The sequence below is a fragment of the Actinocorallia longicatena genome (genome assembly GCF_039534125.1).
In the GTDB taxonomy this organism is placed as follows: Bacteria; Actinomycetota; Actinomycetes; order Streptosporangiales; family Streptosporangiaceae; genus Actinocorallia; species Actinocorallia longicatena.
The window spans coordinates 251,597-275,588 of record NZ_BAAAUV010000003.1; the positions used below are offsets into that span (position 1 = coordinate 251,597).

The window sequence follows — 23,992 nt, forward strand, 5'->3', positions numbered from 1 at the left end:
ACGTGTCAATGCAACGCGAAGAACGGAAGCATCTCAGCTTGGCCACCCGTAGTCGGTCCCGAGCCAGGTGAACAGGGCCCGGTTGTGCTCCCGGTAGAACTCGGTGAGCTCCGCCCGGGTCGCCGGGTCCATGGGCGGCGCGGGAAGGTGGTTGTGCCGCTTGGCCACCGACACCGGGTGCGACGGAAGGCCGAGGAACGCGCTGACCTTGTCGACGGCCTTCTGCTCGTCGGCGTAGAGCTCCTCCGCCGGCATGATCATCATTCGGTCGCGGCCGTACAGGGCCTCCCACCGCTGGAGCTGCGGCAGGTAGATCCCGCGGTCGCGGTAGGAGAAGTAGTCATGGGCGCGCCCGTAGTAGAAGGGATCGGCGGCCATGCGGTCGAGCTCGCCCGCGGTCCGCTCCGGCTCCGCGGCCAGCGCCCGCTCGAAGGTGAGGGTCTCGTCGCCCTCGCCGGTGCGCTCCCAGAAGTGGGAGTAGGCGCGCTTCACCGGATCGCGGAGCAGGACGATGATCTTCAGCTCGGGCATCATCGCGTGCACCCGCCCGGCGATCCTCGGGTCGTACATGTAGTAGGGACAGGCCTCGCCGGTGACCGGGCGGCTGCCGGTCTCGGCCTCCAGCCGGTCGAGGCGCTTCTCCGTCGCGAAGTGCGAGCGGTACCAGGCCTCGCCCCTGGCGTAGTTGGCGTAGAAGTACCAGGGGCTCTTCAGCCCGCGCGAGCTGGGATACATCGGCATGACCAGCGGATGCTGGACCAGGTAGTTCCACATCGAGGTGGTCCCGCCCCGCTTCGTTCCGATGATCATGAAGTCGGGCAGATGGCGCCGCTCGGCGGTCTGGACGGCGTAACCGCGCGTCACGGTGTTCGCGACGTCCTTCAGCCACCGCGGAGCGACGTCCTTCAGCCGTGCCTGCAACTGCTCAGCCATGATCGCCTTTCATGCGCCGCGGCCCCTCCGGGCGGCGAGCAGCTCGTCGAGGTGAAGGACCCTGCGCCCGAGGAACAGCAGCGCGCCGTAGGCGGCGCACGCCACGGCGCAGCAGACCAGGAATCCGAGGGCGTCCATCCCCAGGACCGTGCGGACGGCGACGCCCGTGCCGCCGAAGCAGACCAGGGCGGCGGCCGCGACCAGCAGGGGCTCGGCGGGCCGCAGCCGCACCTTCATGCCGTACCTGACCTGGAGCGCGGCCAGCCCGTTGTCGACCAGGATCGTCAGCCCCCAGGCGATCGCCGCGCCGACGATGCCGTGCGCAGGGACGAGCAGCAGATCGGCCACGATCATGACGGTGAGCGCCACCGCCTTGTTCGCCAGGCTCCAGCTGCTCTTGCCGCCCATCAGCAGGACGGTCTGCACGTTGCCGGCCAGCAGCGCCACCAGCATCGCCGCGCACAGGACGGCCAGCGCGTCGGCCCCGGCCGCGAACTCGGGCCCGAACAGCGTCAGGAGATAGGGCCCTCCGACGGCGAGCAGCAGGTAGATCGGCCAGGAGCCCGCGACGATCCAGGTCGTGGCGATCGAGTTCAGCCGTTCGGCCTCGCCGCGGTTCCCCTTGGCGAGCAGCGCGGAGATCTGGGGGGCCAGCGCGATCCGGGTGGCGGCCAGCACCAGGGTGCCCGTCGTGATGAACCGGCTGGTCGTGGCGTACAGCCCGGCCTCGCGCGTCGACACCAGGGCGCCGACGATCAGGACGTCCAGCCAGACGATGGCGATCTCCAGCGCGGCGGCGACCCCGCGGGGACCGGAGAAGGACCAGAACTCGCGGGAGCTCTCACGGCGGGAACGGGCGGCGAGCGTGGCGGGCTCGGTCCGTTCCACCCGCTGGAGCAGGCGCCACAGCAGAACGAGCGCGGCGAGCCCGGCGAAGAGGGCGGGCAGCGACCAGGCCGCCATGACCGTCCATGCGGGCAGGCCCGCGATCAGCGCGGCCAGCACCAGCAGCGGACGCGCGGCCGGGAGCGCGATGTTGTTCACCGCGGTGAACGCCGTGATGCTGCCCAGCCCGCGGGTCCCGGCCAGCGCGACGTTGCGCAGCGCCCACACCGCCACGACCGGTGCGCCGAGATACAGGAACGTGCGGGCGTCGTCGCGGCTGACGGGGTCGACCAGCAGGTCGGCCAGGGGCCCGGCGAGCGCGAGGAGGGCGCCGCAGGCGAGCGCGCCGGCCACCACGACCGGGACGAGCGCCGAGCGCAGCAGCAGGCGGAGCTCCCCGATCCGGCCCAGGGCCCGCTGGGCGGCCAGCACCCGGACCAGGCCCGTGTCGGCGCCCAGCTCGGTGATCTCGCCGACGATCGTGATCAGCGCGACGACGATGAAGAAGACACCGGTCCGCTCGGGGCCGAGCGCCCGCGCCGCGACGACCGTCAGCGCGAACCCGCCGGCCGCGGCGATGACCGCGCCCAGCAGGCCGATGACTCCGCCCTTGGCGGCCTCGGCGAGGGCGGACCTGGGCGGGGCGGCGGCCTCCGTCACGGGACCTCCCTCTCGCGGGAGATCGCCAGCGCTCCGGCGATGAAGATGACCAGGAGCTGGGAGCCGTCGAGACCATAGAAGAAGATCATGAACGAGGCCATGACGGGCACCGCGTGCAGCCACAGCAGCGGCCCGGGGGCGTGCCTGCTGCGCAGGGCCAGCCACCAGATGAACCCGCAGAACAGGGCGAGGCCGACGAACCCGTAGGAGAACATGACGTTCCAGAACTGGCCCTGGGTGCCGACCGAGATGTTGAGCGTCTCCGACGGCCGCGGCCCGCCCGCGCCGACCAGCGGCGAGTCCATGGTCCGGTGGTAGGCCTCCAGGTAGAGGCTGGTGCGCGAGGAGTTGGTGGGGCTGTACTCGGTGCGGGCGCTGATCAGCTCGAACACGCCCGTCGCGTAGGCGGCGTACAGGGCGGTCGACAGCAGCGCGCCGACCGCCGTCATCAGGAAGATCTGGCCGCGCTTGGCCAGCCGGACCGCCGCGTAGACCACCCCGACGCCCAGCGACAGGAACATCCCCCGGTTGAGGGTCGCGAACGCCGGGACGAGCCCCGCCGCGACGACCGCGAGCGTCCCGAACCGCTGCCACCGCCGGACGGGCATCGAGGCGTAGCAGAACGCGAACGGGGCGAGCAGGGCGAAGTGGCTGCCCCAGGCGTTGGTGTAGGCGAACGGCGCGCTGGGCCGGATGTAGGGCCTGGGCGCGCCCCACGGGTACTGGATCTCGGCGAACTTCGGATGGACGAGCTCCCAGACATAGGAGTTGGCCTTGATCCCGCCGGGCAGGATCATCTCCATCGGCGTGGTGATCGACCCGCGCGGGACCAGGACGCCGAGGTAGCCGCCGACCACCACCCAGGTGAGGAACAGGACCATGACCCCGCAGATCCGCCGGGTGGGGAAGACGTCGGGCCGGCAGTTCCAGATGTAGACGAACAGGACGGCCGCCGCCGCGTAACTCATGAACCGGAAGGCGAAGCCGATCATCCGTCCCGAGGTGTCGAGCTGGGTCGCGGCCAGGACCGTCCAGCCCAGGAACAGCGCCCACAGCATGAAGCCGCCGGGAAGCCTGATATCCCGTCTGACCAGGAGCAGCGCCAGGACCGGCAGGGCGGCGACGACCCCGGCGAAGCCGCCGAGCCCCATCAGCCACAGCACCGGGAACCCGGCGAAAGCGAAGACGAACGGCCAGGCCGGAAGGGGGGCCTGCCGCATGTCGAAGGTCCGGTCGGTGACGAGGAGCGCCACTGCTCAGACTCCCCGGCCCCGGGCGTTGAGCACGCGCAGGACCCGTTCGGCCCCCACCAGCCTGGTCGTCAGGAGCAGGGCGAGGTAGGCGCGCGGTTCGCGCCAGTTGCCGCGCAGGGCCCGGCGGGCCCAGCCGAGGGCGGCGCGGAAGGAGCCGGAGGCGGCGCGGTAGAAGGCGATCTGCCCCTGGACGCGCGCCAGCCCGGCCGGCTCACCGGTGAACTCCGGATGCTTGGCCAGGAGGTACTCGAGCGCGTCGGCGATCATCGGGAAACGGTGGGCGAAGAAGGAGCCGCCCCAGTTGACTATGGTCAGCGGCTCGGGAACGCAGGGGATCGGGGCGATCCGGGCGATCCGCAGCGCCAGGTCGTAGTCCTCGGCGTAGCCGCCGGGGATCTCCTCGTCGACCAGCCCGGCCTCGGCGACGAGCCGGTCGCGGCGGACCAGCACCGACGACGGATGCAGCTCGAAGACCCGGTCGCGCAGCAGATGCCGGAGCTCGACCGGCTCGAACGGCACGAGCCTGACCGTGGAGCCGCCGGGCGAGCGCACCTCGACGCCGGTGCCGCTGGCGAAGCTGCCCGGATGGTCGGCGAGAAGTGACAACTGGGCGGTGACTTTTCCGGGCAGCCAGGAGTCGTCGTCGTCGCAGAAGGCGATGTACTCTCCGGTGGCCGCGCCGATCCCGGTGTTCCGGCCGCCGGGCAGCCCTGGAGTGCGCTTGTTGGCCATCAGTCGCAGGGAGCGTCCCGCCGGGAGGTCTCCGAGGTCGAGCTCCCTGACCGGCACCTGGTCGAAGACGACCAGCAGTTCGAGCGGCCCCGGATGATCCTGGCGCAGGGCCGCGAGGGCCGCTTCCTCGAGCTGTCCCGGCCGGTCGCGGGTGGCGATGACCACGGTGACGGCGGAGGCCGAACCGTTCTGCACATCGGCCAAGGCCGGCCCCCTCGCCTGAAAGACCCCATAACAACATGGATGCACACAGCGGATCAGTTGCCGAGAGTTTACCGTCAGTCCCCCATAATGCACCCGTCTGTTACTCAAGCTTCATCCTCACCCGGGCAGGTCAGATGCATTTGATCATGCGTTTCACCGTGGGTTTCTCGGTCGTGGCGGCGTTCTGCGCCTCCGCTCCGGAGGCCGCTTCCGGCGAGCCCGCCTCCCCCGAGCCCAGCGAGGCGACCGTCATCGCCGTGGCGACCGACGCCCGCCTGGACAACGCGAGCGGCCTCGCGCTGAGCACGGGCGGGAGCATGATGTTCACCCTCCAGGACGCCCGCCGCTCGACACTGATCTACGCCCTGGACATGAAGGGCAGGACGGCCTTCACCGTCGCCCTCCCCGCGGGCGGCAACGAGGACTGGGAGGACCTGGCGACCGCCACCCTCTCCAGCGGCCGCCGGGTGATGATGATCTCCGACACGGGCGACGCCTTCCAGGTGCGGCAGGCCGCCCGGCAGGGGTACCGCAAGACCTTCCGGTTGATCACCTTCGACGAGCCGAAGACCTCGACGCGCAAGGCGACGGGCGTGACGATCCAGTCGTTCCGCTATCCCGACAACGCCACCCGCAACGTCGAGACCCTCCTGCTCCAGCCGGGCACCGGCCGGCCCTACCTGGTCACCAAGACCCAGCCCCCGGCGGAGGGCTCCCCCGGGAAGCCGGGCGTGACCGAGGTGTGGACGCTGCCCCCGGACCCCGATCCCGCCTCGGTCGTCGTGGCCAGGAAGGTGACGGCGGGGCTGCCGGTCACCGCGGCCTCCGGCGGGGCGTTCTCGCCCTCGGGCGACCGGCTGGTGATCCGCAACGGGCTCGACGCGTTCGTCTGGTGGGTCGAGGACGGCGACGTCCCCGGGGCTCTGGCCACCGAGCCGGTGAAGATCCATCTTCCGCCGCAGCGGCAGGGCGAGGGCGTCGCCTTCACCGCCTCGGGGCACTCGCTGATCGTCAACTCCGAGGGGGTGCGCCAGCCGCTGTGGCAGGTGCCGCTGCCCCGCTCGGCCGACGCCTCGGCGGAGCCGTCCGAAGGCGGCGAGGAACCGCGGAAGGCCGGGCTCGGCGGGCGTCTCCCGGCCGCGATCATCGCGGTGGTGATGCTGGCCGGGGGCGCGGGCATCCTGGTCTACAAGTTCAGGACCCGGGTCCGGTAGCGCGCCGGACCCGGGCCGCGGGGCTCGCGCTCAGCGCCCCGTGAGCTGGAGGTTGAAGGAGACGTCCGAGGAGTTCGCGGCGGCCTGGTGCACCTCCACCGCGAGGGTGTTCAGGCCGTTGCGCAGCAGCGACGGCCGGAACCACGAGCTGTGCCAGAACGACTCGTCGGCCCCGCCCGAGGTGCTGCTCGCCGGGGTGGACGAGGTGACGGCCCCGGCGGGCATCGCGGTCCGGAAGATCTCCGTACCGTTCAGGTGGACGATGGCGCCGTCGTCGCGGACGAGCTGGACGACGGCGTCGCGGAGCGCGGCGGGGTTGGCCACGGTGAAGGTCGTGCGGAAGTAGTAGGTGATCCTGCCGGGGGTCAATGCGGTCGCCTCGTCGCCGTCGCCGAAGCCGAGCTGGGCCGCGCCGGACGGCCAGGCGGAGTCGTCGTAGGCGGTGCCGCTCCATGCCGTGCCGAGGTCGGCGCCGGAGTCGTCGTAGCGCCAGGAGGTCCCGGGGCCGAGCAGTGTCTGGGGCGGGCCCGCGATCGGGAACTCGGCGTACCGGGCCCGCGAGGTCCCGTTGATCGTCTGGAAGGTGCCGCCGATCCGCAGGTAGGACGGGCCGGCCAGGATCGCGTGGGTGCCGAGGGTCTGGGTGATCTGCGGCGCGAAGTAGGGGTCGACCGCGCCCGTCGCGTCGTCGAGGGCGGTCAACGCGTAGCGGGTGGTGCCGGCGAAGGACGGCGAGTAGTGCCCGCCCGCGTAGACCATGCCGTCGCTGACGGCGATCGACTCGACGTCGCCGTCGCCCTGCTGCGACCACAGGACGGCGTTGGAGTTCCGGTTCCAGGCGGTGGCGTGGCCGCCGGTGCCGCCGACTCCGGCGTAGACGCGGGTGTCGTCGACCGCGACGTCGAGGATCTGGCAGTCGCCGCACGCCTCCGTGGGATTCCAGGAGGTGGGCGTCCCGGTGACGGCGTCGACCGCACCGAGGAAGTCCCGGCCCACCCCGCCGAGCTGGTGGAAGGTCCCGCCGATGACGACCTCGGAGCCGTCCGGGACGCCCTCGAGCGTGCTGACGGAGGCGTCGGCGGCGGGCGCCCACGGCAGGAGCGTCCCGGTGGTGGCGCTGACCGCGGCCAGCCGGGTGCGGGCGACGGTCGACACGGAGGTGAACAGGCCGCCGAGGTAGAGCGTGTCACCGATCCTGGTCATGCCCCTGACCTGGGCGTTCGGGTAGGGGCCCCAGGTCGGGATCAGGGCGCCGGTCGTGGCGTTGAGCGCCGCGAGACGGCTCTTACCGACCCCGGAGACCGAGGTGAACGTGCCGCCCGCGAAGATCCGCGTGCCGTCGGCCGAGGCGACCAGCGAGTAGACGATGTTGTTGGCGGCAGGGGTCCATGTCCGGATCAGGTCACCGGTGACGGCGTCGATCGCGGCCAGCCGGGTCACCTCCACGGTCTCGCCCGTGGCCCTGTTGGTGATCGCCGTGAAGTTCCCGCCGAGATAGACGCGGCCGCCGCTCTCGGCGAGCGCGTAAACGGCTCCGTTGGGGGACCAGGAGGCCCGTGGCTGAGCGGAGTAACCGGAGGGATCGGCGTGGGCGGAAGTGGCGGTGGCTGCCAGGGAAATCAGTGCGGCGCACACCACGGAGATTCTCTTCATGATGGTCATGAGTGCCCGTTCATAACGCGCTCGGACGAAGGCGGCAGTGCCCTTTAGCGTTAGATATACAGGAATGCAACACGGCTCAAGACTCCCTCATGAAACGGGCGAGGTATCTTTACTGCATCGCGACCGGGGAAGGGCCTCCAGGCTCGCGGCCGTTCAGGGGGTTCTCGAACTTGCAAGTCCAGACATCCACCGCTCCCGGCCCTGCTTCCCAGGGATTCGCCGACTACCTGGCCATGCTCAAGCGCCGCTGGTGGGCCGTCGCCGAATGCGCGTGCTTGTTCGTGGCCTTCGCGGCCGGGCTGCTGGTGGTCCTCCCTGACACCTACTCGTCGTTCGTGGTCGTCCACGTGACCGCGACGGGACAGGACCGCAGCGGCCAGAGCGCCCGCGGCAACCAGGACATCAACCTGCAGACCGAGTCCCAGCGGGTCCGCTCGGTGAGCGTCGCGCAGGTCGCCGCCCGGCTCATGAAGTCGGACGAGGCGCCCAACAAGCTGTCCAAGCGGGTGAAGGTGACCGTCCCCGACCAGTCGACGGTCCTCTACCTGACCTGCCAGGGACCGACCGCCAAGTCGGCCAGGGACTGCGCCCACGCGTTCGGCCAGGCCTACCTGGGCAGCCGCACCGACAGCGCCCTCGCCGTGATCAACCCCCAGCTCCAGGCGCTGGAGACCCAGATCTCCAACATCACCAAGCAGTGGTCCGCGCAGAAGGACCCGGCCCAGAAGAACCTGCTGTACTCCCAGCTCGAGACCCTGACCGGCAAACTGTCGGACGCCCGGATCGACGCCGCGAACATCACCCCCGGCGAGATCATCACCGACGCGTTCCTGCCGGGTGAGCCGGTCAGCCCGAGCCCCCGCAAGTACCTGCCGAGCGGCCTGGCGCTCGGGCTGTTCGTCGGGGTGATCCTCGCGATCGCCCTGGAGCGGATGGACCGGCGCATCCACACCGCGGGCGACCTGGAGCGCAGGCTGGGCCTGGTGCCCGCGTTCGTCCTGCCCAGGATCCGGCGGGCCAAGGGCGCCGCGACCGGGCTGCTGTCCGCCCGCGACCGGCAGGGCCAGGCCTTCCACGAGCTGGCCCACTCGATCACGGTGTCGCTGGGCGAGGGCTCGCACGTCGTCATGGTCTCGGGCGCCACGACCGGCCACGGCACCGGGATGGTCGCCGCCAACACGGCCGCCGCGCTGGCCCGGATCGGCTGGCAGAGCGTGCTGATCACCGCCGACCTTGAGGCGGGCGAGGGCCATGTGCTGCTCGGGCTCCCCGAGGGCCCCGGCCTCGCGGAGCTCCTGCTCGGCCAGGCCACCCTCAAGGACGTCACCCACCGCAGCGTCCAGGGCGGCGGCAAGCTCTCGGTGATCGGCCCGGGCCTGGCCACCGAACGGGCCGCCGACCTGCTGCAGAGCGTCCGGCTGGACCAGATCCTCGTGCAGCTCAGGGAGAAGGTCGACTTCGTCGTCCTCGAGGCTCCCGCCAGCTCGCTGGGCGCCGACGCCCAGGCCATCGCGAGCCGTTCCGACGGTGCGCTGATCGTGGTCGAGACCCGCAGGACCCGCCTGCACCACGTCACCGACGCCCTGCGGCAGGTCGACCGGATGCACGCGGTGCTCCTCGGCCTGCTCGTGGTCCCCGAGCAGCGCAAGCCCAAGGAAGAGCCCCTCATCATGGACGACGACCTGAAGCTGTCGCTGATGGGCTCCGGTTCCAGCTCCGGCTCCGGTTCTGGCTCCGAGGACGAGCCCGCGGACCGTTCCGCCGCGAAGTCGAAGTCCGACATCTCCTGAACGGCTCCCGGCCCTGACACGAAGGGGGCCGCCACCCTGGCCGGGTGGCGGCCCCCTCGCCGTTCAGGCGGGCCGGGGTGGCGGGTCAGGAACCCGCGGCCCCCGACACGTACTGCTGGGCGATCTGCCCGGCGGTCAGGACCACCGGATAGGCCGCCGTCTCGTCGATCGAGCCGTCGAAGAAGTGGCTCGACGGGGCGGGGCGGTTGCGGAAGTTACGTCCGAAGACCGTGTTGAACTGGCCGAGGTTCACATAACCGGCGCGGAGGTAGCCGCCGGCGGCCAGCGGGTTGGCGGCGGTCCCGGTCGCCGAGGCGACCTGCTGGCCGTCGATGTAGAGCAGGAGCGTCGTGCCGTTGTAGGTGGCGGCGACCTGGTGCCAGGCGCCGTCCCGGTAGGTCAGCGGGGACCGTGCGAACGCGATCCTCGCACCGGGGCCTCCGCCCGTCGCGGCCGTCCTGATCCCGGCGACGACCTTGCCGTCGTTGTCGAGCCAGACGACCCGGTCGGAGGAGGTTCCGGCGCCGGTCTGGGCGTCGGAGTAGCCGAGCAGCCCGCCGCCGAGCCGTCCGGTCGTCCGGAACCAGGTCGAGACGGTGAAGGAGGCGCCGAGGACCTGCGGGGACGCGGCGGCCGCGTACCCGGTGGCGCCGTCGGTGGCGAGGGCGCCGTCGCCGGTCAGGAAGCCCGGCTGGCCGACGGCCGCGCCGCCCTGGAGCAGCGGCTGGGTGCCGTTGCCCGAGGAGTCGGTGAGGTCGTTGAACCGCCACCAGGGCGAGCTTCCGGTGACCGTGGAGGCGAACGCGGCGGGGGCCGACGCGGGCACCGTCACGGTGGCGGAGTAGGCGCTGTAGCCGGTCAGGGCCGACCCGTCGGAGACCCGGACCCGGTAGCGGACGGAGGCCCCGGCCGCGCCCGGCGCCGTGTCGGTGAAGGTCACCTTCGGCAGGCTGTAGGGCCAGGACTCGACCGCCTGGGTGGCGATCGGGGTCGTGCCGGCGTCGCGGAAGAGCTGGTAGGTCAGGGTGCCGTTGTCGCGGTCGGAGGTCCCCGGGACGGAGATCTTGACATGGCCCGGCGCGACCGCCGTGGCGGTCGGCGCCCCCGGCGTGGTCGGCGCGGTGTTGACGCCCTTGACCGCGAACCGGGTGAGGCCCTGCTGGGCGGTGCCGTTGACGTTGGTGAAGTCGCCTCCGACGAAGATCTGGCTGCCGTCCGTGGCCATGACCTGCGGGCCGACCGAGGTGGTGCCCGCGGCGTTGGTGTTCGGCGTCCAGTGCCCGATGTCGCCGGTGCCGGCGTTGAGGACGTTCAGCCGGTACCAGATGAAGGCGTTGTTGTTGTTCGGTCCGGTGAAGCCGCCCGGGACCCGCGCGCAGTCATGGGTGTGCGAACCGAAGTAGATCTGGGAGCCGATGGCGGCCAGCGCCTGGCCCGCGCCGAGGCACTCGTCCTCCCACACGATGCTCCCGTCGGCGACGTTGGCCTTGTAGACCCCCTCCCAGCAGCCGGGCGGCCCGCCCTCAGCGGTCACGTAGGCGTGGTCGTCGACGTTGAGGATCTTCTTGACGGTGAGCTGGCAGTTGCCGAGCCCGTTCGCCGCCCACGGCCGGCTCGCGCCCGTCGCGGAGTCGACCGAGCCGATGTAGGGCTGGGAGACGCCGTTGATCGTCAGGAACGATCCGCCGAGCAGGACCCGGCCCTCGTCCTCGTCGACGGCGATGGTGTAGACGCGGTTGTCGGTGCTCGCGGCGAATCCCGCGATGTTCGCGCCGGTCGTGGCGTTGACCGCGCCGATCCTGGCCTTGGCCGCCCCGGCGAGGGTGGAGAAGTCACCGCCGACGTACAGGGCCGTCGCCGTGGCCTTGAGCGAGGTGACCGCCGCGTTGGCGTTGGCCGTGAACCCGGTGGCCAGCGTGCCCGCCGGGAGGTTGATGGCGGCCAGCCGGTTGCGGGTCGTTCCGTTGACGGTCGTGAAGTCGCCGCCGACGTACAGCTTCGTGCCGTCCGGCGAGACGTCCAGGGCGCGCACCCGCCCGTTCAGCGTCACGTTGAACGAGGTCAGGGCCCCGGTCGCGGTGCTGAAGCCCGCCAGGTAGGTGCGGCCCGTCGTGGTCGACGAGCCCGGCGGCCGGACCGTCGTGAACGTTCCCCCCGCGTACAGCGTGCCCCCCGACACCGCCATCGCGTGCACTTCGTTGTTGGTCTGCCAGATCGGCGACGCGGTGCCGCTGATCGTCTGGTCACCCTCCGCCGCCCCCGGCGCGGCCGCCGCCACGGCCATTCCGCCCGCCGCCAGGACGACCGCGAGCAGTCTGCTCAGGGCATGCCTGAGCGCTTTCGCTTCCATTTTCACCCCACGCTTGCTCCGCCCGCCCCGACATGCCCTTTCGACATACGAGCATGGGAGGAACATAGATCGTTCAGATCACGAACGTGTATATGGCGAGTTCTGCGAACCGTCCGGTCCCGGACACTCTCAATAGGCTCCGGATCCACGCATGACGGTGGCCCATGTTTTCCAGATAATCTGCATGTCCATGGCGAGCGACCAATTCTCGACATAACGAAGATCGAGGCGCACGGAATCCTCCCAGGAAAGGTCGGACCTTCCACTCACCTGCCACAGCCCCGTCATTCCCGGTTTGACGACGAGCCGCCGCCGGACCTCTTCGGGAAAACGGTCCACCTGCTCGGGCAGCGGAGGGCGCGGGCCGACGAGCGACATCTCCCCGCGCAGGACGTTCAGCAGCTGGGGAAGCTCGTCGAGGGAGTACTTGCGCAGCTTCGCGCCGACCCCGGTCACCCGGGGATCCCGCCGGATCTTGAAGATCATGCCGTCGGTCTCGTTGACCTCCTCCAGGCTCGCCTGGAGGTCCTCGGCACCCAGGTGCATGGTCCGGAACTTGAAGACGACGAAGTCCTTGCCGCCCTTGCCGACCCGCACCTGGCGGAAGATCGCGGCACCGGGCGTGTCGAGCCGGACGGCCAGCACGATCGCCAGCATCAGGGGCGCGGTCAGCACCAGCAACAGACCGGCGACGCTGCGATCGAAGGCGCCCTTGACCAGGCGGCGCCCGCCCGACAGCTCGGGGTGCTCGACATTCAGCAGCGGCAGCCCGGCGACCGGGCGGATCGAGATCCGGGGCCCGGCGACGTCCATCAGCGCCGGTGCGACGCACAGTTCGATCTCGTCGTCCTCCAGCCGCCACGCGAGCTGCCGCAGCGCGACCGCGTCCATCTCGGGGCACCCGAGCACGGCGACGGTCCGGGCGCCCACCCGGTGGACCACCTCGGCGGCGTCGGCGAAACCGCCCAGGACCGGGACGTCCTCGATCGTGTCGACGATCCGCTCGTCGGGCAGGCAGGCCGCGACGACCCGCATCCCGTGGAAGGGCTCCTTACGGAGCTGGCGGATCAGCTCGCCCACGGCGGACTCGTGCCCGACCGCCACGACGGAGCGCATGCACTGGCCCCGCGAGCGCCGGGCGTGCAGGCGTTTGCGCAGCACGTAGCGGCAGCCGAGGTTCAGCGCGGTGGCCAGCGGCAGGGCCGTCATCACGTAGCCGCGCGCCACGTCGGCCTTGGCCGCGTAAGCGAAGATCGCGACGAAAGCGATCAAGACGAAACCCGCGTTGAAGACGCGGCGGTACTCCTCGGAGCCCTCGCCGAAGACCGCCGGGCGGTAGGCGCGGCTCGCCGCCAGAACCAGAACCCAGACGACGGGGAGTACGAAACTCAAAACGACATAGGGAAGGGTGTAGGAGTAGGAATAGCCCGGGAATCGGAGCGCGAACCCCAGCAGCGTCCCGGCGAGCACACTGAGGAAATCGAAGACCACGGCCACGGCGATGTACCGCGTCGTCCAACCAGCGGTCTCGGTGCCCCCACCGAGAACCCGCCGGTCATGTCCGGCCAGAGCCAGACGTTGCCCGGAACCGAGCGAGTTCACTGCGCATCCCTCCGTCAGCCAGCCGCCCTTAGCTTGCCGTTCACCTGTGACACGCGGCTCACCCTAAGTGTGAACAAGCGATAACGAAGTCCCTCCAGACGTCGCAACGCCCCCGTGTGCACCTACGTGCGGCAGATGGTGCAAAGTCCAGGAATCATACGAGACGCGGGACTGTCAACGTCGTAACAATTCGTCACACGGCCCCACGGCTTGGAGATCAAGCGCTACGCACGCGAATCTCCCTGTTTGACCAAGGCCAGCACCGGCCAGGCGATCACTGGGAGTCAACTGTCTTCAGGGGTCCCTTGGAGGCAGGTGAACCTATCTCCTACGAAAGATCGTTCTGAGCCTTATGGACAGATGGCGATGAATTCAGTTCCCCGCGGGCCACACGGAACGGACGGCCGCGAGCGGGTCGGGGCCCTCGGACGGCGGCACGTCCCAGCGCCGGACGGTCCTGCGCACCGGATCGAAGCGGGTCCAGCCGGGGTCGCCGGTCGTGGCGAAGGCCGTCCAGGACTCCCGCATCGCCCCCGACAGCACGGCGAACTCCTCCGGCGGACGGCCCAGGTTCCGCAGCGCCATCGGGGTCTTCGGCAGGCCGAAGGTGAAGGGGATGTCGATGCCGTGGGCGGCGCCGAGCAGCGGGCTCCGCCAGGTGAAGTCGTACAGCCAGGTGCGGCCGCCGGCGGCGGCGTGCTCCTCGGCCAGCCGGGTGGTCGGGACGCGGACGAGGGCGTCGGACATCAGGGCGACGAACGCGGCGGACGGGTCCGGCTCGGCGGCGGCGTAGACGGCCGCGGCCTCGGCGGGCAGGCCCAGGGCCGCGGCGATCCCCGCGAGGTTGATCTCGTCGGCGGGCGGGACGGGACCGAAGCTGCGGTACTCCTCGTGGGTGTAGCCGCAGACGAGGTCGACGCCGGGGTCGGGGACGGCCCACGGCGGGCCGGTGACCAGGTCGCCGTCGATGACGGGGGCGACGGTGCCGCCCTCCTGCCGTCCGGCGGACACGGTGCCCTGGGCCGCGAGGATCGCTCCGGGCCTGACCTCGGCGAGGGCGTCGCGGCCGGGTGCGGAACCGGAGATCGCCGCGACGGCCGCGCCGATCCTGCGGCCCTCCTCCACGCTCTGGTACCCGTCCGGGACGCTCTGGGCGATCACCCGCCGGAGCAGGCCGTCCGTCCGGGGCGCGGCGGCCAGCAGCACCGCGGAGGCGGCGCCGGCCGACTGGCCGAAGACCGTCACGTTGCCCGGGTCCCCGCCGAACGCCGCGATGTTCCCGGCTACCCACTCCAGCGCCGCGATCTGGTCGAGCAGCCCGCGGTTGGCCGGTGCCCCGTCGACCCAGCCGTACCCCTCGAAGCCGAGCCGGTGGTCGAGGGTGACGACCACGGCGCCGCCCCGGGCGAGCAGGCCGCCGTCGTACTGCGGCAGGCCGCTCCAGCCCTTGATCCAGCCGCCGCCGTAGAGCCACACGAGCACCGGCAGCCCCGCGGAGCCGGGCCCCGGCGTCCAGACGTTGAGGTTCAGGCAGCCCAGCCCGTCCCCCGGCTGCCACACCGCGGGGACGCCCGGTGCGAGCTGCCCCTGCGGCGAGGCGGGCCCGAACGCCACGGCGTCGCGCACCCCGTCCCACGGCTCGGCGGGCACGGGTGCGAGGAATCTGAGGTCACCCTCGGGAACGGCCCCGTAGGGAATCCCCTTGAAGGCGAAGACACCGTCCGTCTCGACGCCCCGCACCTGCCCGGACCGCGTCTTCACCACGTCTTTCATGTCCGCAACGCTAGTAGAAGCACGGAACCCCGGCGCCGCCGAGGCGGGCCGGGGGTTCCGGGGTGGTTCAGCGGAGCGGGTTGGAGATCATCCCGGCGGCGACGGTGGCGTTGGAGGCCTCGTCGATGAGGATGAAGCCGCCGGTCAGGCGGTTGCGGCCGTAGTCGTCGACGAACAGCGGCTGGGTGACGCGCAGCGTGACGCGGCCGATCTCGTTGAGGCTGAGCCCGCTGGCGGCCTCGTCGCGGTGCAGGGTGTTGATGTCCAGGCGGTACTGGACGTCCTTCACCATGGCGCGGACCGTGCGGGTGGTGTGCTTCAACGTGAGCTTGGCCCGCGGGGACAGGGAGCGGGTCTCGTCCATCCAGCAGATCATCGCGTCCAGGTCCTGGGTGGCCTGGGGCTGGTTGGCGGGGCGGCAGATCATGTCGCCGCGGGAGATGTCGATCTCGTCGGCGAAGCGGAGCGTCACCGACATCGGCGGGTAGGCCTCTTCGACGGGGCCGTTCGGGCCGTCGATGTGGGTGATCGTGGTGGTCAGGCCGGACGGCAGGTGCATGACCTCGTCGCCGGGCTTGAGGATGCCGCCCGCGACCTGGCCCGCGTAGCCGCGGTAGTCGTGCAGCGCCGCGTCGGTCGACTTGTAGGGCCGGATGACGTACTGCACCGGGAAGCGCACGTCGATGAGGTTGCGGTCGGAGGCGATGTGCACGTGCTCCAGATGGTGGAGCAGCGAGCTGCCCTCATACCACGGCATGTTCACCGAGCGCTCGACCACGTTGTCGCCGTGCAGGGCCGCGACCGGGATGAAGGTCAGGTCATTGATCGCCAGCTTGGAGGCGAAAGAGGTGAACTCGTCCTTGATCCGCTCGAACACCTCGGACGAGTAGTCCACCAGGTCCATCTTGTTCACCGCCACCACCAGGTGCGGAACCTGAAGCAGCGTGGTCAGGAAGGCATGGCGGCGAGACTGCTCCTGGATGCCCTTACGGGCGTCGACCAGGATGATCGCCAGATCCGCGGTCGACGCACCCGTCACCATGTTGCGGGTGTACTGGATGTGCCCGGGGGTGTCGGCGATGATGAACTTGCGGCGCGGCGTCGCGAAGTAGCGGTACGCCACGTCGATCGTGATGCCCTGCTCCCGCTCGGCCCGCAGACCATCGGTCAGCAACGCGAGATTGGTGTACTCCTCGCCACGGTCGGCCGACGTGCGCTCCACCGCCTCCAGCTGATCCTCGAAGATCGACTTCGAGTCGTACAGGAGACGCCCGATCAGGGTGCTCTTGCCGTCGTCGACGCTTCCCGCGGTCGCGAAGCGGAGAATGTCCATGCGGGGGCTCATTAGAAGTACCCCTCCTTCTTGCGGTCTTCCATGGCGGCCTCGGAGGCGCGGTCGTCGGCGCGGGTCGCTCCGCGTTCGGTGATCCTCGTCGCCTGGATCTCCTCGATGATGTCGTCGAGGGTCGAGGCGGTCGACTTCACGGCGCCGGTGCAGGAGATGTCACCGACGGTGCGGTAACGGACCACCGCGTCGAAGACCGGCTCATCCTCACCCCGGTTCGCCGGCGGCAGGTCGGCCAGCAGCATCCCGTCGCGCTCGAACACCTGACGGGTGTGGGAGAAGTAGATGCCGGGAAGCTCGATCTCCTCACGGCGGATGTAGTCCCAGATGTCCAGCTCGGTCCAGTTCGAGATCGGGAACACCCGCACATGCTCACCACGATGAATCTTGGTGTTGTACAGATTCCACAACTCAGGACGCTGGTTCTTCGGATCCCACTGCCCGAACTCGTCCCGGAACGACACCACCCGCTCCTTCGCCCGCGCCTTCTCCTCATCCCGCCGGGCCCCACCGAACGCCGCGGTGAACTCATGCTTCTCGATCGCGTTCAGCAACGGCACCGTCTGCAGCGAGTTCCGCGACGCCCGCCGCCCCTTCTGCTCCACCACCAACCCGGTATCGATCGCCTCCTGCACCGAGGCCACCACCAGCCGCAGACCCAGCTCGGCGACCTTCCGATCCCGGTACTCGATCACCTCATCGAAATTATGACCGGTGTCCACATGCATCACCGGAAACGGAATCGGCGCCGGAGCGAACGCCTTCTCCGCCAGGCGCAGCATCACGATGCTGTCCTTACCACCGGAGAACAGCAGCACCGGCCGCTCGAACTCCGCGGCCACCTCACGGATGATGTGAATCGACTCCGCCTCCAGCACATCGAGCTGGGACATCAGGTAGTCGGCGCGTTGCATCGGTTTCCTCAGTTCAGCCCGGAAAGAACCAGTTCGGCCAGCAGGGGGTGGCTGACCAGGATATCCGGCAGGTAGGGGTCGTCTTCGTTGTAGTTCAGCGGGGAGCCGTCCAGCCGGGAGGCGTGGAATCCGGCGGCGAGCGCGACGGCGGCGGGGGCCGCGGAGTCCCACTCGTACTGCCCGCCACCGTGGACGTAGACGTCCACGTCGCCGAGGAGGACGGCCGCGATCTTCGCTCCGGCGGAACCGAGCGGCACCAGCTCAACGGAGTGGCCCGCGGCCTCCAGCTTCACCTTGAGGTCGTCCACGATCTGCGGCGGCCGGGTGCGGCTCACCACGATACGGATCACGCCGTCGCGGTCCGCGGGCACCAGCGGCGTCTCCGCGAGCGCGGGCTCGGCGAGGGTCGCCTCGACGGTGCCGGGGGCCTCGGCCACGGTCGCGGCGGCGGGCGTCGGCGTTCCGCCGGGGGTGGCGCCCGCCCGCGACGAGGCGATCACGGCGCCGCCGCCGGGGGAGGTGACGAGGGTCCTGTGCTGGGCGGGAAGGGCGACGGCCCCGGCGATCAGCTCACCGTCGGACCAGAGGGCGACATGGACGGCCCAGTCGGAGCGGCCCTCCTCGGAGAACTCGCGGGTGCCGTCGAGGGGGTCGACGATCCACACCCGGCTCGCGTCCAGCCGCGCCTTGTCGTCCTTGCCCTCCTCACTGAGCACCGCGTCGTCGGGACGGGCGGTGGCCAGCGCCGCCATCAGGAACTCGTGCGAGGCGAGGTCGCCCGCGTCCTTGAGGGCCTTGCCGTCCGCGAAGCCGCGTTCGGCGCGCAGTGCGAGCAGCAGGTCGCCGGCCTCGGTCGCGAGACGGGCCGCCAGTGCGTGATCGTCTTCCCGCAATTTCCTAGTTCCCTATCGTTTGGGTCCGAGAACTTAGTATGGGCCATTCACAGAGCATGGAAGACGTTCTGGGTGGCTTCCAGGCCCTTTTCGGCCAAGGACTCCACGGCGTCGGCCGCCCGGTCCACGAAGAGCGGCAGCTCTTTTCGCTCGGCCGTGGAGAAGTCCTTCAGCACGAAGGCCGCCGCGTCCATCCTGCCGGGCGGGCGCCCCACCCCGAAGCGCAGCCGCGAGTACTCCTTGTCACCGATGGACCGGGTGATGGACCTGAGGCCGTTGTGACCATTGTCACCCCCACCCTTCTTCAGGCGAATCGCCCCGAACTCGATGTCGAGCTCATCATGGACCACAACCAAGCGCTCGGTTGGGACTTTGTAGAAGTCCCGCACCGCCTTCACCGGTCCCCCGGACTCGTTCATGTACGACCGCGGCTTGGCCAGCACCACCCGCACCGCGCCGAGCCGCCCCTCGACCACGTCACAGCGCGACTTGTGCGACCTGAAGCTTCCGCGCACCCGCTCCGCCAGCAGATCGAGCACCATGAACCCGGCGTTGTGCCGGTTCCCCGCGTAGTTCGGCCCGGGGTTCCCCAGCCCCACGACCAGCCACAGATCTTCGCTCACCGAACGCTCCTCGAAACGCGAAAGGCCCAGCCGCTGGAACAACAGCGACCGGGCCTTCATGAAATGTCCTACTCCGCGGCGGGGGCCTCTTCGGCGGCCTCGGCCGGCTCAGCGACCTCGTCCTCCGGCAGGTCGGCCACGGCGACACCGGTGATCTGCAGGACCAGCGCGTCGCCGTCGACGACCAGCGTGGTGCCGCGCGGCAGGTCGAGGTCCTTGGCGTACACCACGGAACCCTCGGTCAGCTTGCCGAGGTCGACCTCGATCTCGGTCGGAATGTGGGTGGCCTCGGCCTCGACCGAAACGGTGGTGAGCTCGTGGGCGAGCTGGCCCGCCTTGAGGTCTCCGACGGTGACGACCGCGACGTCCACGGTGACCTTCTCGCCGGACTTCACGAGCAGCAGGTCGATGTGCTCGAGGAAGCCCTTGAGCGGGTCGCGCTGAACGTCCTTCGGCAGGGCGAGCTCGTCGGAGCCGGAGAGGCCGGTGACGCGCAGCAGCACGTTGGGGGTCTTGAGGGCGAGCATGAGCTCGTGGCCCGGCAGCTGGATGTGCTGCGGGTCGGTGCCGTGCCCGTAGAGGACACCCGGCACCTTGCCTGCCCGGCGGGTGCGCCGGGCGGCACCCTTACCGAACTCGGAGCGCGGCTCGGCGGCGATGCGTACCTCGGACACGGCGAAAACTCCTCGTTGATGGCGCGTTAGTACTCGTTAATGCTTGGATTCGGCCCGGACCGGGCCGCATTCGGGCGCTCCCCGCGGCACTGGCTTCAACGCACAGCGCACAGCATGGGGCGCACACGGGTCCCAGAAGTCTAGCCGATCCACGGACCCGAAAAGTGCTAGGGGCTTGATTAGGAGCCCGAAGAGGCCGGACGAATCTTCGTCCGGCCCCTTCAGAGTACGTCCGCAATGCCCCGGCGTCGAACCGGCCGGCGGCCCGCCGCGGGGGCGGCTCAGCCCTCGCCGTCGAACAGCGAGGTCACCGAACCGTCGTGGAAGACCTCGTCGATGGCCCGCGCGAGCAGCGGGGCGATCGACAGGACGGTCAGCTTGTCGAACTGCTTCTCGTCCGGGATCGGCAGGGTGTTGGTGAGGACGACCTCGGAGATCCGGGAGTTCTTCAGCCGGTCCACCGCGGGGCCCGACAGGACGCCGTGTGTGGCGGTCACCACAACGCGGGCCGCGCCCTGCTCGAACAGCGCCTCGGCCGCCTTCACGATCGTGCCACCGGTGTCGATCATGTCGTCGACGATCACGCAGGTGCGACCCTGGACCTGGCCGACGACCTCGAAGACCTTGACCTCGTTGGCGACCATCGGGTCCCGGCGCTTGTGAATGATCGCCAGCGGGCAGCCCAGCCGGTCGGTCCAGCGCTCGGCCACCCGGACGCGCCCGGCGTCCGGGGCGACGACCGTCACCTGGGAGGTGTCCAGGGTCGCGGCGACGTGGTCGGCCAGCAGCTCCAGCGCGAAGAGGTGGTCGACGGGGCCGTCGAAGAAGCCCTGGATCTGCGCGGTGTGCAGGTCGACGGTGATCAGGCGGTCCGCTCCGGCGGTCTTGAACATGTCCGCCATCAGGCGCGCCGTGATCGGCTCGCGGCCGCGGTGCTTCTTGTCCTGGCGGGCGTAGCCGAAGAACGGCGCCACCACGGTGATGCGGCGGGCGGAGGCGCGCTTCAGCGCGTCCACCATGATCAGCTGTTCCATGATCCACTGGTTGATGGGAGCCGTGTGGCTCTGCATCACGAAGGCGTCGCTGCCCCGGACCGACTCCAGGAAACGGACGAACGTCTCCCCGTTCGCGAAGTCGTAGGCCGCCGTCGGGACGAGCTCGCAGTCCAGGTTCGCGGCCACCTCCTTCGCCAGATCCGGATAAGCACGTCCGGAGAAGAGCATCAGCTTCTTCTCACCCTGGGTCTTGATCCCGCTCACTTGTCCCCCTCCTGGGTTCCGTTCTCACGCGCCCGTTTCGCCGCTTCCGCGGCGGGAGTACCGGCGCGCTTGCGCTCGACCCAGCCCTCAACGTTGCGCTGCTGCCCGCGAGCCACGGCCATGGCTCCGGGCGGCACATCCTTGATAATCACCGATCCCGCGGCCGTATAGGCCCCATCACCCACGGTAACGGGCGCGACCAGCATGTTGTCACTGCCGATCTTCACATGGTCACCGACGGTGCTCCGGTGCTTCTCCACGCCGTCGTAGTTGACGAAGACGCAGGCCGCGCCGATGTTGGTGCCCTGACCGATGTCGGCGTCGCCCACATAGGTCAGGTGCGGGACCTTCGAGCCCTCACCGAGGACCGAGTTCTTGATCTCGACGTACGTGCCGGCCTTCGCCTTGCGGGCCAGCCTCGTCCCCGGCCTGAGATAGGCGTAGGGACCGACCGACGCCGCTGCGCCGATCTCCGCATCGATCGTCACAGCGCGCGTCACCACCGCGTCCTCGCCGACCCGCGTGTCGGTGAGGGTCGAGTCGGGGCCGATCTCGGCGCCCTCCCCGATCACGGTCGCGCCGTGGAGCTGGGTGCCCGGGTGCAGGACCGCGTCCTGGCCGACGCTCACCTGGACGTCCACCCAGGTCGTCGCCGGATCGACCACGGTCACGCCCTCGCGCATCAGGCCGTCGAGGATGCGGTCGTTGAGCTGGCGTCGGGCCTGGGCGAGCTGCACCCGGTCGTTGACGCCCTGTGTCTCGGTCCAATCCGGGGCCTTGTAGGCGCCCGCCCGGTGGCCGTCGCCGCGCAGGATCGCGACCACGTCGGTGAGGTACTCCTCGCCGTTGGCGTTGTCGGTCGTCAGGCGTTTGAGCGCGGCGTCCAGGAGCGAGCCGTCGAAGACGTACAGGCCCACGTTCATCTCGTGGATGGCCCGCTGCTCGTCGGTCGCGTCCTTGTGCTCGACGATCCCCTCGACCGCGCCGTCCGCGTCGCGCAGGATCCGGCCGTAGCCCGTCGGGTCGGGGATGTCGGTGGTGAGCAAGGTCACCGCGTTCTTCTCGGCACGGTGGGCCGAGACGAGCTCCTGGAGGGTCTCCGGGCGGAGCAACGGCATGTCGCCGTTGGCGACGACGACGATCCCGTCGAGGACCCCCACCGTCTCGAGCGCGATCCGGACGGCGTGTCCCGTCCCGTTCTGCTCCTCCTGCACGACGGCCGAGGCGGCCGGCGCGATCTGCGCGAGATGCTCGGTCACCTGCTCCCGCCGGTGCCCCACGACCACCAGCACCCGCTGGGGTTCCAGCGCACCCGAGGCCGCCAGCACATGGCCGAGCATCGAGCGCCCCGCCAGTGTGTGAAGGACCTTCGAGGTGCGCGATTTCATCCGGGTGCCCTCACCAGCGGCGAGGACGATCACTGCAGCCGGGCTCACGAAGTGGCTCCTGGGCGTCGCGAAACGGGACAGCCGGGTGTTCACCCCCGCACCCGGCGACAACCCGTCACCCTTGGGGCGGCAGGCCGTTAACCCACCCGACACAACGAAGGATACCGCCCACCAGCCTGATCACCGGCACCGCGCCCTGATCTGAACGCTCCGGCACAAGGACTCGAACCCTGACCATAGCCACCAAAGGGCTGTGTGCTGCCAATTACACCATGCCGGAATATGTTGCCTAGAGCCGTACAAACAGGACAGCCCGGGCGTCTTGTGCCGCCTAGAATACCGGGCACGACGGCAACACGCCTCCCGACTTTCCCGCCCGCCCGGACCGGGTTCGAAGGAACGTTCAGGACCCGGACGGCCCCAGCCGGGGACGCGGCTCCAGATGGGACAGGCCGTTCCAGGCGAGGTTGACGACGTGGGCCGCCACCTCCTCCCGCTTGGGCTTGCGGACCTCCAGCCACCACTGCCCGGTCATGGCGACCATGCCGACGAGCATCTGGGCGTACATGGGGGCGAGCTTGCCGTCGTAGTCGTGCTCGTCGAAGGCCTCGCCGAGCAGGTGCTCGACATGCGTGGCGATGTCGCTGATGAGGCTGGCGAAGGTGCCGGTCCCCGAGGCGGCGTGGGAGTCGCGGACCAGGATGCGGAAGCCGTCGGTGGACTCCTCGATGTACTGCAGGAGCGCCAGCGCGGCGCCCTCCAGCATCTGCCGGTAGTGGGCTCCCGAGGGCATCCCCTCGGTGACGAGCTGGAGCAGCTTGGTCATCTCCCGGTCGACGACGACGGCGTAGAGCCCCTCCTTGCCGCCGAAGTGCTCGTACACGACGGGCTTGGACACCCCCGCCTGGGCGGCGATCTCCTCCACGGCGGTCCCGTCGTAGCCGCGCTCGGCGAACAGCGCCCGGCCGATCTCGATCAGCTGTTCACGCCGTTCCTTGCCGGTCATCCGCCGTCGCTGCGCTGCCACCCGCCCATGATGTCAAGGACGGGCAGGCTAGGCGTCGACCGGGGTTATCTCCTCGTGGAGGGAGGCCGGGACCTTGCGGCGGGCCTTCTCCAGGGCCCGCTCGGCGCGGGCGGCGGCGCGTTCGGCCTTCTCGACGGCCTTCTCGGCGCGGGCCGTTGCGCGTTCGCGCTCCTTGGCGCGGCGGCGCGGGTCGAGGGACGGCTTGGGTTCGAGGGCCGACAGGCCGTTCCAGGCGAGGTTGACGACATGGGCCGCGACGTCCTCGCGGCGGGGCTTGCGGGTGTCGAGCCACCACTGGCCGGTGAGGGCGATCATCCCGACGAGCATCTGCGCGTACATCGGCGCGGTCTTCTCGTCGTAGGAGTGGTGGTCGAGCTCCTTGGCCAGCAGGTGCTCGACCTGCCCGGCGATCTCCGACAGGAGGCTGGCGAAGCTGCCCCGGCCGGTGCCGCCGTGGGAGTCGCGGACCAGGATGCGGAAGCCCGCGGTCGACTCCTCGATGTACTCCAGCAGGGCGAGGGCGGCGAGTTCGAGCTTGCGCCGGTAGTCGGCCTCGACGGTCAGGGCGGCGGTGACCATGACCAGGAGCTTGTCCATCTCGCGGTCCACGACGACCGCGTACAGGCCTTCCTTTCCTGCGAAGTGCTCGTAGACGACCGGCTTGGAGACCCCCGCCTTGGCGGCGATCTCCTCCACCGACGTCCCGTCGAGCCCTTTCTCGGCGAACAGGGACCGGCCGACGTCCAGCAGCTGCTCTCTGCGCTCGCTGCCGGACATCCGCCGTCTACGTGAGTCAGCCACAGGTCTAGAC

19 protein-coding genes and 1 tRNA gene are annotated in these 23,992 nt (G+C 70.2%); 2 read left to right on the forward strand and 18 right to left on the reverse strand.

The genetic code is table 11. From position 1 onward, the window contains the following. Positions 1 to 33: 33 nt before the first annotated feature. The 4 genes from ABD785_RS06815 to ABD785_RS06830 are packed head-to-tail and all read right to left on the reverse strand — an operon-like array spanning position 34 to position 4,658. Entirely contained in the window at positions 34 to 933 is a 900-nt protein-coding gene (locus ABD785_RS06815) for a sulfotransferase domain-containing protein (RefSeq protein WP_344823391.1), read from the reverse strand. A 9-nt stretch (positions 934 to 942) separates the two neighbouring features. After that, a complete protein-coding gene (locus ABD785_RS06820; protein WP_344823393.1) occupies positions 943 to 2,478 on the reverse strand; it encodes an oligosaccharide flippase family protein in 1,536 nt (511 codons plus the stop codon). Next, on the reverse strand, positions 2,475 to 3,731 hold the full coding sequence (locus ABD785_RS06825; RefSeq protein WP_344823395.1) for an O-antigen ligase family protein: 1,257 nt from the start codon (positions 3,729 to 3,731) through the stop codon (positions 2,475 to 2,477). Before ABD785_RS06825 ends, ABD785_RS06820 begins: the two co-directional genes overlap by 4 nt. 3 nt (positions 3,732 to 3,734) lie before the next feature. After that, positions 3,735 to 4,658 (reverse strand): glycosyltransferase family 2 protein, encoded by a 924-nt coding sequence (locus ABD785_RS06830; RefSeq protein ID WP_344824131.1) that lies wholly within the window; start codon positions 4,656 to 4,658, stop codon positions 3,735 to 3,737. Positions 4,659 to 4,813: 155 nt separating this feature from the next. Here ABD785_RS06830 and ABD785_RS06835 point away from each other — a divergent pair, with 155 nt between their 5' ends. Next, the gene (locus ABD785_RS06835; protein ID WP_344823397.1) at positions 4,814 to 5,881 is read left to right on the forward strand and encodes a hypothetical protein; all 1,068 of its coding nucleotides are present in this window, start codon (positions 4,814 to 4,816) and stop codon (positions 5,879 to 5,881) included. Between the two features lie 30 nt (positions 5,882 to 5,911). Here ABD785_RS06835 and ABD785_RS06840 read toward each other — a convergent pair whose 3' ends face one another. After that, positions 5,912 to 7,534 (reverse strand): PQQ-binding-like beta-propeller repeat protein, encoded by a 1,623-nt coding sequence (locus tag ABD785_RS06840; RefSeq protein WP_344823399.1) that lies wholly within the window; start codon positions 7,532 to 7,534, stop codon positions 5,912 to 5,914. A gap of 179 nt (positions 7,535 to 7,713) precedes the next feature. Here ABD785_RS06840 and ABD785_RS06845 point away from each other — a divergent pair, with 179 nt between their 5' ends. Then, positions 7,714 to 9,333 carry a Wzz/FepE/Etk N-terminal domain-containing protein gene (locus ABD785_RS06845; RefSeq protein WP_344823401.1) on the forward strand — a complete coding sequence of 540 codons (1,620 nt, stop codon included), beginning with the start codon at positions 7,714 to 7,716 and terminating at the stop codon, positions 9,331 to 9,333. 85 nt (positions 9,334 to 9,418) lie between these two features. Here ABD785_RS06845 and ABD785_RS06850 read toward each other — a convergent pair whose 3' ends face one another. The 13 genes from ABD785_RS06850 to ABD785_RS06910 all read right to left on the reverse strand — a co-directional run bounded on the left by ABD785_RS06850 (position 9,419) and on the right by ABD785_RS06910 (position 23,982). Continuing rightward, positions 9,419 to 11,683 carry a LamG-like jellyroll fold domain-containing protein gene (locus ABD785_RS06850; RefSeq protein ID WP_344823403.1) on the reverse strand — a complete coding sequence of 755 codons (2,265 nt, stop codon included), beginning with the start codon at positions 11,681 to 11,683 and terminating at the stop codon, positions 9,419 to 9,421. Between the two features lie 129 nt (positions 11,684 to 11,812). Further along, positions 11,813 to 13,174 carry a sugar transferase gene (locus ABD785_RS06855; RefSeq protein ID WP_344823405.1) on the reverse strand — a complete coding sequence of 454 codons (1,362 nt, stop codon included), beginning with the start codon at positions 13,172 to 13,174 and terminating at the stop codon, positions 11,813 to 11,815. A 483-nt stretch (positions 13,175 to 13,657) separates the two neighbouring features. Then, positions 13,658 to 15,058, reverse strand: coding sequence for a carboxylesterase/lipase family protein (locus ABD785_RS06860; protein WP_344823407.1), 1,401 nt, complete (start codon positions 15,056 to 15,058; stop codon positions 13,658 to 13,660). Positions 15,059 to 15,125: 67 nt separating this feature from the next. Further along, positions 15,126 to 16,391 carry a sulfate adenylyltransferase subunit 1 gene (locus tag ABD785_RS06865; RefSeq protein WP_344823410.1) on the reverse strand — a complete coding sequence of 422 codons (1,266 nt, stop codon included), beginning with the start codon at positions 16,389 to 16,391 and terminating at the stop codon, positions 15,126 to 15,128. Positions 16,392 to 16,402: 11 nt separating this feature from the next. Next, positions 16,403 to 17,317: a sulfate adenylyltransferase subunit CysD gene (cysD, locus tag ABD785_RS06870; protein WP_344823413.1), complete on the reverse strand. Its 915-nt coding sequence runs from the start codon at positions 17,315 to 17,317 to the stop codon at positions 16,403 to 16,405. 8 nt (positions 17,318 to 17,325) lie between these two features. Next, complete coding sequence (locus tag ABD785_RS06875; protein WP_344823415.1) at positions 17,326 to 18,210, reverse strand: 3'(2'),5'-bisphosphate nucleotidase CysQ; 885 nt, start codon at positions 18,208 to 18,210, stop codon at positions 17,326 to 17,328. A 47-nt stretch (positions 18,211 to 18,257) separates the two neighbouring features. Next, positions 18,258 to 18,893 carry an aminoacyl-tRNA hydrolase gene (pth, locus tag ABD785_RS06880; RefSeq protein WP_344823418.1) on the reverse strand — a complete coding sequence of 212 codons (636 nt, stop codon included), beginning with the start codon at positions 18,891 to 18,893 and terminating at the stop codon, positions 18,258 to 18,260. 8 nt (positions 18,894 to 18,901) lie between these two features. Next, positions 18,902 to 19,507, reverse strand: a complete 606-nt coding sequence (locus ABD785_RS06885) for a 50S ribosomal protein L25/general stress protein Ctc (protein ID WP_344823421.1) — start codon at positions 19,505 to 19,507, stop codon at positions 18,902 to 18,904. A 281-nt stretch (positions 19,508 to 19,788) separates the two neighbouring features. Beyond that, positions 19,789 to 20,766 (reverse strand): ribose-phosphate diphosphokinase, encoded by a 978-nt coding sequence (locus ABD785_RS06890; RefSeq protein ID WP_344823423.1) that lies wholly within the window; start codon positions 20,764 to 20,766, stop codon positions 19,789 to 19,791. After that, positions 20,763 to 22,202 carry a bifunctional UDP-N-acetylglucosamine diphosphorylase/glucosamine-1-phosphate N-acetyltransferase GlmU gene (gene glmU, locus ABD785_RS06895; protein ID WP_344823425.1) on the reverse strand — a complete coding sequence of 480 codons (1,440 nt, stop codon included), beginning with the start codon at positions 22,200 to 22,202 and terminating at the stop codon, positions 20,763 to 20,765. Before glmU ends, ABD785_RS06890 begins: the two co-directional genes overlap by 4 nt. A gap of 160 nt (positions 22,203 to 22,362) precedes the next feature. Next, positions 22,363 to 22,434 (reverse strand) — tRNA-Gln (locus tag ABD785_RS06900). A 123-nt stretch (positions 22,435 to 22,557) separates the two neighbouring features. Beyond that, positions 22,558 to 23,160 (reverse strand): TetR family transcriptional regulator, encoded by a 603-nt coding sequence (locus ABD785_RS06905; protein WP_344824134.1) that lies wholly within the window; start codon positions 23,158 to 23,160, stop codon positions 22,558 to 22,560. Between the two features lie 48 nt (positions 23,161 to 23,208). Further along, on the reverse strand, positions 23,209 to 23,982 hold the full coding sequence (locus tag ABD785_RS06910) for a TetR/AcrR family transcriptional regulator (RefSeq protein ID WP_344823428.1): 774 nt from the start codon (positions 23,980 to 23,982) through the stop codon (positions 23,209 to 23,211). Between the last annotated feature and the right edge of the window lie 10 nt (positions 23,983 to 23,992).

Excerpts from the sequence above, each read along its gene's own strand:
- ABD785_RS06815 (WP_344823391.1), bottom strand. The coding sequence starts at position 933 with ATGGCTGAGCAGTTGCAGGCACGGCTGAAGGACGTCGCTCCGCGGTGG.
- ABD785_RS06850 (WP_344823403.1), bottom strand. The coding sequence starts at position 11,683 with ATGGAAGCGAAAGCGCTCAGGCATGCCCTGAGCAGACTGCTCGCGGTC.
- ABD785_RS06840 (WP_344823399.1), bottom strand. The coding sequence starts at position 7,534 with ATGAAGAGAATCTCCGTGGTGTGCGCCGCACTGATTTCCCTGGCAGCC.
- ABD785_RS06860 (WP_344823407.1), bottom strand. The coding sequence starts at position 15,058 with ATGAAAGACGTGGTGAAGACGCGGTCCGGGCAGGTGCGGGGCGTCGAG.
- ABD785_RS06865 (WP_344823410.1), bottom strand. The coding sequence starts at position 16,391 with ATGGACATTCTCCGCTTCGCGACCGCGGGAAGCGTCGACGACGGCAAG.
- ABD785_RS06905 (WP_344824134.1), bottom strand. The coding sequence starts at position 23,160 with ATGACCGGCAAGGAACGGCGTGAACAGCTGATCGAGATCGGCCGGGCG.
- ABD785_RS06835 (WP_344823397.1), top strand. The coding sequence starts at position 4,814 with ATGCGTTTCACCGTGGGTTTCTCGGTCGTGGCGGCGTTCTGCGCCTCC.
- pth (WP_344823418.1), bottom strand. The coding sequence starts at position 18,893 with ATGAAGGCCCGGTCGCTGTTGTTCCAGCGGCTGGGCCTTTCGCGTTTC.
- cysD (WP_344823413.1), bottom strand. The coding sequence starts at position 17,317 with ATGCAACGCGCCGACTACCTGATGTCCCAGCTCGATGTGCTGGAGGCG.